7 protein-coding genes are annotated in these 11,719 nt (G+C 47.9%); 5 read left to right on the forward strand and 2 right to left on the reverse strand.

All coding sequences use genetic code 11. The features are described 5' to 3' along the window. Window positions 1–980 (reverse strand): restriction endonuclease subunit S (locus GK108_RS29735; protein WP_212592928.1); only part of this gene is annotated, 980 nt, incomplete at its 3' end. Window positions 981–1,009: 29 nt separating this feature from the next. Next, window positions 1,010–3,229, reverse strand: a complete 2,220-nt coding sequence (locus GK108_RS29740; protein ID WP_163955238.1) for a restriction endonuclease subunit M — start codon at window positions 3,227–3,229, stop codon at window positions 1,010–1,012. A gap of 222 nt (window positions 3,230–3,451) precedes the next feature. On the opposite strand from GK108_RS29740, the gene GK108_RS29745 reads away from it, so the two are divergent. From GK108_RS29745 to GK108_RS29765, 5 genes are all read left to right on the forward strand, one after another. Next, window positions 3,452–5,842: an ABC transporter permease gene (locus tag GK108_RS29745; protein WP_163955239.1), complete on the forward strand. Its 2,391-nt coding sequence runs from the start codon at window positions 3,452–3,454 to the stop codon at window positions 5,840–5,842. A gap of 12 nt (window positions 5,843–5,854) precedes the next feature. Then, complete coding sequence (locus GK108_RS29750; RefSeq protein WP_163955240.1) at window positions 5,855–6,427, forward strand: hypothetical protein; 573 nt, start codon at window positions 5,855–5,857, stop codon at window positions 6,425–6,427. Window positions 6,428–6,528: 101 nt separating this feature from the next. After that, on the forward strand, window positions 6,529–8,913 hold the full coding sequence (locus tag GK108_RS29755; protein ID WP_163955241.1) for an ABC transporter permease: 2,385 nt from the start codon (window positions 6,529–6,531) through the stop codon (window positions 8,911–8,913). A gap of 67 nt (window positions 8,914–8,980) precedes the next feature. Further along, complete coding sequence (locus tag GK108_RS29760; RefSeq protein ID WP_163955242.1) at window positions 8,981–9,277, forward strand: hypothetical protein; 297 nt, start codon at window positions 8,981–8,983, stop codon at window positions 9,275–9,277. A 25-nt stretch (window positions 9,278–9,302) separates the two neighbouring features. Beyond that, window positions 9,303–11,699, forward strand: a complete 2,397-nt coding sequence (locus tag GK108_RS29765; protein ID WP_163955243.1) for an ABC transporter permease — start codon at window positions 9,303–9,305, stop codon at window positions 11,697–11,699. Window positions 11,700–11,719: the final 20 nt, after the last annotated feature.

An 11,719-nucleotide genomic window follows, 5' to 3' on the forward strand; every position in this document is an offset into this window, starting at 1 on the left:
TCGCGTGAATAGTCTTGCCCTTCTTCTGGACTTATGCGAACATTCTTATCAAAAATCAGCTCTCGATTACTATTCATATTTGTTGGCCTAATCTGAATAATACCTTTCCCTTCAAGGTCTTGATCTCCTCGGCCAGCAGCAAAGCCTGTTTGGAAATAGCTGACCAATTTACGTAGTGGAACTAAGTCAAAAGGGGTATCTGCAATCGGACCATACACGTTACCTTGATGAAATGTCGGATCAAATCGGCTGCCCGACATCTGCCGCCATGAGCTCTTAAACATCCGATTTTGAATAGTATTCTCCGGCTCTGGGGGCAACGTAACGCCCAACTCACCCAGCAAATACCCGTCGATGCTGTCGAGCAGCGCTTGGGCTTGAGCTTCCTGCTGACGTTTTTGGGCAAGACTATTTTGAAATAGTTCAACAACCTCATTTTGCACGTCAATAGGCGGACAAACTATTTCGAGTCTCAGAAATTCGTGAGAATTGACACTTTGTACGGTTGTACTATGCTTTGTAATAATAGGTAGAAGTCTTTCCTGAAAAACTGTCAAGAAAATAGCTAAGTATTCTGACACAAGGCTAGTATCTCGCGCCAATATTGCTTTAAGGTCTTGATTGATAGCAAAATCATTAGACAAAACAGATACAGGCAATGTATGCGCAAGGATGCCACTTCTAACAACAATTACCAATGAGCCTTTAGAAGCAAGTTTAGTACTCGAGTCTTCTATAGCCTTTTCAGAAATAAAATCTTCCGCAGATTCAATGTAAAACTCCTTAATGTCTTTAGGTGATATCCAGCCAATATCACCTTGCCAATATTCAGGGGTGTTTTTTGAAGGTGTCCCGCCACTGAACGTATCAACAAGAGACGAAAGCCGTTTCTTAGGATATTTGGAATGAATTTGAGCGTTTTTTAATGCTTGGTAATAGTTTGGACTCAGCCGGGTTTTAACATCGCCCCGATTCAACAAAAACAGTTTGTTTTCGTCTAAACCGGGGCTTAGCCGAAAAAACGTTCTCGCCCGGTGTTGATGTCAGCAATAAATCGGCTTAGTTCGTCGGCAATGGTATCGAGTTCGTTTACGGCGGTTTTGCGGCCCGTAGCGTCGTAGCCAATCTGTTCGGCAATGGCCATGAAAATCGGGTAGTTCGTAACGTCGCGGTTCAACTTGTCCTGGTATTCGTCCTGCAAGTTTTCTTTAATTTCCGTAATCCGTTCGGCGTAGTTTTTTGTAATCTCAGCTTTCCAGGCCCGGAATTCTTCCGTTTTTTCGATGAGTTTGTTGAGCTGCTTCGCGTTGCCAAACAAATCGGCTTCGACGGTCTGGCCCTTTAAATTCTTCTGATTTTCTTCGCTTTCCCAGCTTATTCCATCAGCATCAAATCCCTGTTTTTGTTTTACAATGCCGTCGCGTTCGGCTTCCAGTGTGGCAATGGCCTCGCTATAGTCTGGTTTTGTCCAAAGCCGATCCTGTACTTTTTCTTTCGCGTGCTGGATTTGCTCGGTCTGTTTTTCGGTGAGTTTTTGCAGAAACAGTACCGAGCTTTTCACGCCCGCGTCGGTGGCTTTAAAAGCATCCTGAGGCAGCGAAATGACGGCCACAATCCGATAATGTTCTTCCATCCAGTCGCGCACGTACTGCGAGCTGCTGTTGGTCAATACGCCATCGGGCACTACCACGGCCAACGTACCGCCCGGCTTCAGAAACCGATGGCACTGTTCAATAAACAGGACTTCGGTGCTTTGGCTGTCGCGCGGCCCCAACTGGCTAATGTTTTTCTGTTTCCGGTCAATCCAGCTAACGTCTTTGATACCCAGGCGGTAATTTTTCAGATAAGCCTGTTCCGTTTGCTTTACTGATGAGCCAAAAGGCGGGTTGGTAATGATGTAGTCGAACGTATTGAAGGTAAAGCCTTTGTTACCCGTTTTGTCGATGATTTCCTGATCCGTCTGCAAACCATCGAAACTAATCACGTTGGTATGGCCGTCGTCATGAATAATCATATTCATCTTGGCCGTTCGCGCAATCCCTTCCGAAATCTCGATGCCGTAGAGGTTATTTTCGGGGAAGTCGTGCCAGTGATTGTAGTGCTTAACGCTCTCTTTCTTAAAATAGCCTTCGTCGGCCATGCGGTCGGCCTGCCGCCGTACTTTATCCAGCGCATAGAGCAGAAAACCACCGCTGCCACAACTCGTATCCAGCACCCGCGATTCGTTGGTGATGGGTAGTACTTTCACGATAAAATCAACCACTTCGCGGGGTGTAAAATACTGGCCAAAGTCGCCCCGGAAAAACGAACCCAGGAAGGTCTCAAACGCCCGACCTTTGCTGTCCAGATCCGTATCGCCAATGTTGATTGGCGCTAAATAACCAACAATAGTACGTAACTCAGCCGCCGATAGCCGGATCGGTTCGCGGAACACTTCGGGATCTTTTAGTCGACCTTCTTCATAAATAGCCCGAATGCGGGTCAGCAAAAAGCTGGGGTCTTCTTTCGTAAATTCCTGAAAGTCATATGGCTCGCCATTTTTGCGAGGTCGTTTTTCGTCCCAGATTTTGCAGAAAATAAGCTTATCGAGTTCATCAAACGCTTCGGATGGATTTCGTTTTCCACCCGCCCAAAGCGCCTGGTGAGCCTGCGAGAATACGCGGGTCAGTTCATCCTGCGCCACAACTTCCAGATCGAACGCCTGATTGCCTTTCTCGTTAATTGCGCCCTTGTAGAATTTTGCTTTACTTAGTTCAGTTTCGCCAAAGCGCGGAATAGCGGCAATGATGTTGTCGATACGTTCGCCCGCCGGAAAATTACCAACGTCGTAATACTTCGACTTCAGGCCCGACGTAACCCAAAGGTACTCACCACGTAACGAGTGCGTATAGCCAAAGCCTTGTTCAATGGCCTGCACAAACTCAGCCTCCGAAACGGTTTCCCGCTTGCACTCGACAATAATGTAAGGCGACTTTTTGGCATCGTCTTTATAAACGACAACGTCAGCATAGATTGAGGGAACGCGGGTCGGAACCGTAACTTCAACGTCAACGTGCTGCGGTTTGTAGTTGTATTGCAGAATCAATTGAAGGTAGGCTTCCGCCCGCACTCGTTCTTCTGGATTTATGAATGATTTTTTTATGCCTGGAATGACGTAGGTAATGTATTTACGCTCCTCAGAATCAAACTTGATGTATTTTTTGGCTAAGCCTTCCTGAATTAAATCCATTGCAAAACGTGATAGAAATAGATGTAAAGCTGCTAAGATTAGCGGTGAAATCAAATTTCAGAAAGAGTATCTTTTCTACTCTTCGATGTCCGCAAATGGCCGTTGTAGGCGTCCGCTTATGGACAGTTGATTAATAGTTTTTGTCGTAAATAACTGTTAGTCAGTTATTTGATTTTTTGGTATAAAGTTTGGGGTAATGATTGGAGCTTCTCATATTGGCTCATGCTAACGAACTATCTCAAAATAGCTTACCGAAACCTGGTCAGAAACAAGACCTACAGCGCACTTACGCTGATGGGCCTGGCCAGTGGAATAACCTGCGCTATCCTGCTGGGGCTTTACGTGTATGATGAGCTAACGTTTGACCGATACCATAAAAATGCAGCCAGTATTTACCGGCTGAATGTAGATATTAAGTGGGGCGATAATGAACTGAATATGGGGGTTGGTTCGGCGCCGATGGGTCCGGCACTCCGGCAGGAATTCCCCGAGATCAGAAATGTTGTTCGGGTGATACCAAGTCACGATATGCTATTTCGGGTGGGCGAAAAAGCGTTGTACGCCAAGGATTTTATCTTCGCTGATACGAGCCTGTTTTCGTTTTTCGACTACTCATTCATCGACGGCAACCCCAAAACGGCTCTGCTGCAACCCAACAATATTGTCCTGACTCAGAAAATGGCGCTGGCGCTGTTCGGTCGCACCAACGGGCTATTAGGCAACGTGGTTAAGGTCAAAGATGAGCAGCCCTTAACGGTTACTGGCATTATTCGGGATGTACCGGCCAACCACCATCTGGCGTTTGAAGCCATTCTTCCCTACGTTAACCGGCAAGTTAACGGGGTCAACCTGGATAAATGGGATAGCTTTGGTACGGCTGCCTACGTATTACTTCAGCCAAACAGCGAGGTAGGTCAGCTAGAACGTAAAATGCCCGCTTTCTACAAAAAGTACATTGCCCAGGCAATCGGCGATGAAACGGGCAAAGGCGTTACGTTCAATATCACCTTCCAGCCCCTGACGTCCATGCACCTGCACTCTAGCCACCTGATGGGCGAAGAGAACGGGAGCAACATGGCTTACGTCTACACATTCTCGGTCATTGGCCTGTTTATTTTACTGATTGCTATTGTCAATTACATCAATCTGGCCACGGCCCGATCGGCTGGTCGTGCCAGGGAAATCGGGGTCCGTAAAGCCATTGGATCGTTACGTACGCAGTTGATTGGGCAGTTTCTGACCGAATCCGTTCTGCTGTCGGTTTTGGCGCTGGCCGCCAGTCTTATTCTGGTACAGGTACTATTGCCTTTCTTTAACTATATAGCGGCCAAGACCCTGACTATTGATCTATGGAATGGCCAAACAATAGGTGTACTCCTCGGTTTCAGCCTGCTGGTTGGGGTGGTGAGTGGTCTTTATCCGGCCTTTCTACTGTCGCGGTTCAAACCGGTTGCGGTATTAAAAGGAACGTTTACCAACAAGGGAAAAGGTGTTCTGTTTCGCCAGTCGCTGGTGGTCTTCCAGTTTACGATGTCAATTGTAATGATTGTGGGGACGTTCGTGGTGTATCAGCAGTTGCAATATATGCGGCATACGCAGTTGGGCTTCAATCAGGAACAGGTTCTGGTTCTGCCGCTCAAGGCTCCCGCCATTCAGCGGACGGCTACGGTGCTGAAAGATAAACTACTGCAAAATCCAGTCATTAAAGGCGTAAGCCTGACCGACGGATCGGTTGGCGGTGGCATAAATGATAAATCCACGTTTCACTTCTACGCGGGCGGCAAAGAGCAGTCTGTTAGCACCGAATATTTCTCGGTCGATCAGGATTATCTGAACGTATTACAGATTGGTCTGAAAGAAGGTGAGAATTTTTCGAGCGAGCTGGCCAACGATACGACGGATGCGGTACTGGTCAATGAAGCAATGCTTAAGCGGCTGGGCTGGAAAAAGCGTACAGCGGGTCTGGCCGAGATCGATACCCGACGCATCCCGATTACGGGGGTTATCCGCGACTTCCATATGCGCTCGTTACGTAGTAAGATTGAGCCGCTGATTCTGGTTCTGCACAAAGACAGGGGCGACAAACTACTGATCCGAATGACACCGCAGAACGTACCGGGTGCACTGGCTTACATCCGGGATGTATATGAGCGCCTAAACCCGAACCAACCGTTCGAGTACACATTTCTGGACCAGACGTTTGCCGAACAATACCGCTCCGACGAACGAAAAGGTGATCTGTTTCTGGGCTTTTCGGGCATGGCTATTTTCATTGCCTGCTTAGGGTTGTTCGGTCTGGCTACGTTCACGGCGGAACAACGGACCAAGGAAATCGGTGTCCGCAAAGTACTCGGCGCATCGGTGGCTAGTATCGTTACGTTGCTGTCCAAAGATTTCCTGAAACCGGTGGCCGTTGCGATCTTACTAGCTACACCTGTGGCCTGGTACGCCATGAATTGGTGGTTGCGCGATTTTGCTTATAAAATCAATATTTCGTGGTGGGTGTTTGCCCTGGCGGGCGGGCTGGCGGTTAGCATTGCCTTAGTCACGGTAAGTGTACAAAGTATTAAAGCCGCCCTGGTAAATCCCGTTAAGTCGTTAAAAACAGAATAGATAGCTAATTCGATGAAAACAATCCTGACAACTCTACTCGCATTAACCGGTTCGCTGGTTCTGGCGCAGAAACACTCGTCCCTTAACCGGAGCATCAACGACGATGGTAAAACGCTGTCGATTCGTGTGAACGGTACCATTAATGGCGAACCGATTGACTATAACCGCACCTTCGACGTAGCCAATCTGACGAAAGAAGAACGGGATGCGCTTCGGGTGCGGGTGCTGGATTCGCTGAACGTATCGATGCCAGAGCCACCCAAAGCTCCCGTTGCGCCAAGAGCTCCACAAGCTCCTCGACTACGTAGCGAATCCGTGACGATCATCAGCGGTGATGAGCCAACGGTAGTTGCCAGGGGAGCCAATGATCTGACAATGGCAGTTGGAGGCAAGAACCCATACACCAAAGAAGTAAAATACAACTCGGAATCCGGAGAGCTGTATCTCCGCTATCGATTCCAGAAAGATGGCGAAGAGATTACGTATGAGCGTACGCTTAATGCCCGCGACAAATCGAAAGAGGAACGGCTACAGCTAATTGAAGGAATCGAAAAGGAGATTGGCGTTCCCGCAAAAAGCCGGTAACTCGTTCAATCGAACGTACTAACTAATCATCATTCAGACAAGGGGCCTTACGTAGTGTGTTGTCCCTTGTTTTGTCTCTCAGACTTTAAGTCCTCCTACCTATGCTAACGAATTATCTTAAAATTGCCTGGCGAAATCTGCAGAAAGATCGGTTTTATAGTCTGCTGAATATCATCGGCTTAACCATAGGGGTTACCTGTGGTTTGTTACTGCTTTTGTACGTAACGGACGAGCTGAGCTACGATAAATATCATACGAATGCCAGTCGGATCTACCGAATAGCTTCGCAGATTCGGGAGCCCGACAAATCGTTTGGTTGGACCTCTACACAGGCTCCTGTGGCTAAGACGCTCAAACAGGAGTATCCGTTTGTTGAGAACTACGTCCGGTTTTTCCCCTACGGTCGACTGACGTTCAGAGAGGGCGAAAAACGTTTTTATGAGGATGATATCTATGCCGTCGACTCGACGGTGTTCGATGTTTTCAGCTATAAGTTCATTGAAGGCGATCCGAAAACCGCGTTAAACCAGCCTGGCAACGTGGTGTTGACCCAACGAACGGCGCAGAAAATTTTTGGTTCTCAAAGTGCTCTGGGCCAGTCGTTGCGAACCGACGATACGACGTCCTACAAAGTGACGGGTGTGATTGAAAACGTACCGCGCCATTCTCACTTTACGTTCAACGCGCTGTTGTCGGCCGGGGCTCGCGAAAAAACGGCAAATGACTGGGGTAATTTTTACGTCAGCAGTTATATCGTACTCCCCGAACACTTTGATACGAGCCGGTTAACCAGCAAGTTTCCCCAGCTTTACGACAAGTATATGGCCTCGTTTTTTAAGAAAATGGGGATCAAAATTACGTATGAGCTGCAACCATTAGCCGATATTCACCTGCATTCCAAACTCGAAGGCGAGTCGAACGGCGATATTGGGTATGTGTATACATTTAGTGCCGTTGCCTTTTTTATGTTGCTGATTGCCAGTATTAATTACATGAACCTGGCGACTGCACGGTCGGCTAAACGAGCCAAAGAGGTTGGACTACGGAAAGTGCTGGGATCGATACGGGGCCGGCTGATGGCTCAATTCCTAACTGAATCGGTATTGATGACGGTGATGGCACTGGCCGCAAGCCTGGTTCTGGTCTTTTTTCTGCTTCCTTATTTCAATACGGTAGCCGGTAAAGAAATTGAATTCAAGGAATTGCTACGTCCTCAGTTTCTATTGATTGCACTGGGGATCGTGATATTTACTGGATTCATCAGTGGTAGTTATCCTGCTTTCTATTTGTCGTCGTTTGAGCCCGCTGCCGTGCTGAAAGGCTCGTTCAATGCAAAAGGCGGGAGTTTCTTCCGAAAGGCACTGGTCGTATCGCAGTTCGCTATTTCGCTGATCATGCTCATCTGTACCTGGGTCGTGTATAAGCAGCTGAATTTCATGCGAAACCACGATCTGGGTTATGACCGGGAGCAGGTACTGACAATCAATTATCAGGACAACCAACCGCGCGCCCGCTACGGGGCGTTACGTTCCGCCCTGCTGGCCAATCCAAATGTTCGCAGTGTCGCTACGGCCTCTACGCCAACCAGCAATATTGGTGGCCGTGTCATTTTTTCGGTAGAGACCAATGCCGGATTGAAGGAAATGGCATTTAAACCGATGGGTATCGATCAGGATTATCTGAAGGCAATGGGCATGAAGATTACCAGTGGCCGGAATTTTTCGGAAGATAGTCCGGCCGATACGAGCAATAGTGTGATTATCAATCAGGCCGTTGTTGCCCGAATGGGATGGAAGCAACCCCTGGGCAAGAAGATTTTGCTGGGTAATTTACCGCAAAACGGTCAGCCCGCTCCGCTAATGGCTAAAGTGGTTGGCGTGGTCAAGGATTTTCATCAGCAGTCGTTATATAACCCGATTGATCCGATGATTATTCTGTATCGTCCCTACAATGCCGTTGTTCACATTAAGATACAACCGAAAGATGTAGAGAAAACGGTCGCGTTTATTGGCGAAAAATGGCGTGAAACCTACCCGGATCGGTTGTTCGAGTATCGTTTTCTGGACCAGGATTTTGAGTCGGCTTACCGGGCCGATGAGCTGCGTGGACGAATTTTCTCGGCGTTTTCGGCCTTAACTATTCTCATTGCCTGTCTGGGATTGCTGGGTCTGGCTACCTTCACCACCGAGCAGCGAGTGAAAGAAATTGGCGTTCGGAAAGTGCTGGGCGCGTCGGTATCGAGTGTGGTTCTGTTACTTTCCCGCGACTTTACGAAGCTGGTTCTGTATTCGTTCCCCATTGCTATTCCGATTGCCTGGTATGCGATGTCGACCTGGTTGCAGACTTTTCCGTACAAAACCGACATCAGCGTCTGGGTTTTTGTGGGATCCTGCCTGTTGACGTTGCTGATCTGTTGGTCTACCGTTGTCTATCAAAGCGTAAAAGCAGCGGTAAGAAATCCTGTAAAGAGTTTACGGGCGGAATAAGGTCAAAAATCAACTAGTAATTCTCGATTAGATGGTCTGGCATTCACTTTTCTAAATCTAAACACCTATGGCACACATCGCTATACCGATTCCATCGACACCTGGAAAACAGGACATCGAAATTGATGTAACCATCAACGGTAAGAAGCACGAACTGCACTACCGTGTAGAGCTTTTTTATTGGGGAGATTGTAATGTGCCTTCATTTGATCGGGTCGAATGTCTGCGGGAAATGATCTCCCACTATGACCAGGATTGGACGCTTTACTACATTGGCGCGCCAACCGACGATTTCGTGCCGATTGCCTTCGTGAAGAAAGGCGATCGGGAAATTCAGCGCAAGCTGATGACGGGTGTAATATGAATGAAAACTGTAAACGAACAAAGCCATGTTTCGCAATTATATCAAAATCGCGTTTCGCAATTTGATGAAACACAAAACGTTTAGTTTCATCAATATTGTCGGGGTGGCCGTCGGTCTGGCCTGCTTCCTGTTGATTGCGATTTATGTAAAAAACGAACTCGTCTATGATCGATACAATACCAAAGCGGACCGCATCTACCGCGTTACGCGCACATTCCTGTCGTCGGAAGGAGTTGCTACGTTGAAACTGGCTCAGTTAGCCCCACCGTTTGCGCCGTTAATCCGGCAGGATTTCCCGGAAATAGAAGAAGTTGTGCGGACGCTTGATGAAGATGCCTTGATTCGTTACGGCGAACATGCTTTTCACGAACGGGATATTTTCTTCGCCGAGTCCAATATCTTCAAGGTCTTCGATATTCAGGTCGTTGCTGGCAATGCCAACTATGCGCTGGCTAATCCGTTTTCCATTATGTTGTCGCGCCCAATGGCCGAGAAATATTTTGGCCGGGGAAATCCGATTGGCAAAACCGTTCGTCTGGAAAATCAATTCGATCTGACCGTAACGGGTGTTTTTAATCCCTTACCTACGCAATCTCATTTTCATCCGAGCTTTCTGGTTTCGTTTAATACGTTCAACGACAGCCGCGTTTATGGCGCGGAGCAGCTACGTACCAACTGGGGCAACAACTCCTTCAATACGTATTTGCTGCTTAAGCCAGGTGGTGATCCACAACGTATTGAAACGGCCTTCCCGGCCTTTCAGGACAAATACGTACCGGGCGGCAACGCATCGACCTGGTCGGTACTGAATCTTCAAAAACTGACCGATATTCACCTGCGTTCGCATACCGATTCGGAAGTGGAACCAACGGGCGATATTCGTTATATCTATCTTTTTTCGGCCATTGGGTTGTTCATTCTGCTCATTGCCTGCATCAATTATATGAATCTGGCTACTGCTCGTTCGGCGGGCCGGGCTAAGGAGGTTGGGATGCGTAAGGTTGTAGGGGCCTTACGCACTCAACTGATCAGCCAGTTTCTGAACGAGTCGTTCCTACTGGTGTTTTTTGCGCTGGGCATTGCTATTTTTCTGGTGATGCTCTGCCTGCCGACGCTCAGTGAGTTTACGAAAAAGGAGCTGTCTGTTAGCCAATTAATCGATCCAGTTTTTGTATCTGTTCTGATTGGTATTACGTTGCTGACGGGCCTTGTGGCTGGGAGCTACCCGGCTTTTTTTCTGACGTCTTTCCGGCCATTAGGCGTACTGAAAGGACAGATTGCATCGACCATGCGGAGTGGTAAGCTTCGTCAGGTGCTGGTTGTTACGCAATTCTCTATCGCCATTGTATTGATTATCAGTACGGCCATTGTCTATAACCAGATGAAGTATATTCAGAACTACCACCTGGGCTATGCTAAAGATCAGGTGCTGGTTCTTTCCGATCTGGGCGATTCAACTACGAATTACGATGTGCTGAAACAGCAGTTGATGCAAACGGGCGTAGTACGTAACATGGGGCGTTCGTCGCGGATTCCGTCGGGCCGGTTGCTTGACTCGCAGGAAGCGAAGGTAATGAAAGGCGATTCGCTGGCTCCGGTTAACATCAACCTGCGCGGATTGTACGTCGATTATGACTTTATTCCGACCTATCAGATTAAAATGGCCGCTGGCCGGAATTTCTCGCGGAATTATTCGACGGATACCGCAATGGTTGTATTGAACGAAACGGCGGTACATCGGTTGGGCTGGACGCCCGAACAGGCTATTGGAAAGCTGTTTTATTACGGAGAGAGCAAAGGTCAGATTATTGGCGTCACCAACGATTTTCATTTTGAGTCACTGCACCAGCAACTGTCGGCTGTCGCTATGATCTTACAGCCTAATACGCTCAACTGGTTGTCGGTTCCTATACAGGGCGATGTACCGACCGCAGTGAGCCAGGTTGAAACGGTCTGGAAACGCTTTTTCCCGAACCGCCCGTTCGAATACCAGTTTCTGGACGAGCGGTTCAATAAACTGTACGCTCGGGAACAAACCCAGCAGACGCTGTTCAGCATTTTTGCCGGTATTGCTATTCTAATTTCGTGTCTGGGTCTGTTTGGGCTTTCTATGTTCATTGCTGAACAACGTACGAAGGAAATTGGTATTCGTAAAGTGCTGGGCGCATCGGTGCCTAGTCTGGTCAGGCTGTTCTCCACTGATTTTCTGAAACTGGTGTTGGTCGCACTGGTCATTGCTACGCCCCTGGCGTGGTATGCCATGTATAACTGGTTGAATGACTTTGCGTATCGAACAACTATTCACTGGTGGATATTCCTGCTGGCTGGTGGTCTTACGGTACTGATTGCGCTGTTGACAGTAAGTGTCCAGAGTATAAAAGTTGCGCTGATGAATCCAGTAAAATCGTTACGTTCTGAGTAAAGGATAAGCAATCGTAAAAC

The organism is Spirosoma terrae, from assembly GCF_010435915.1.
GTDB lineage: Bacteria > Bacteroidota > Bacteroidia > Cytophagales > Spirosomataceae > Spirosoma > Spirosoma terrae.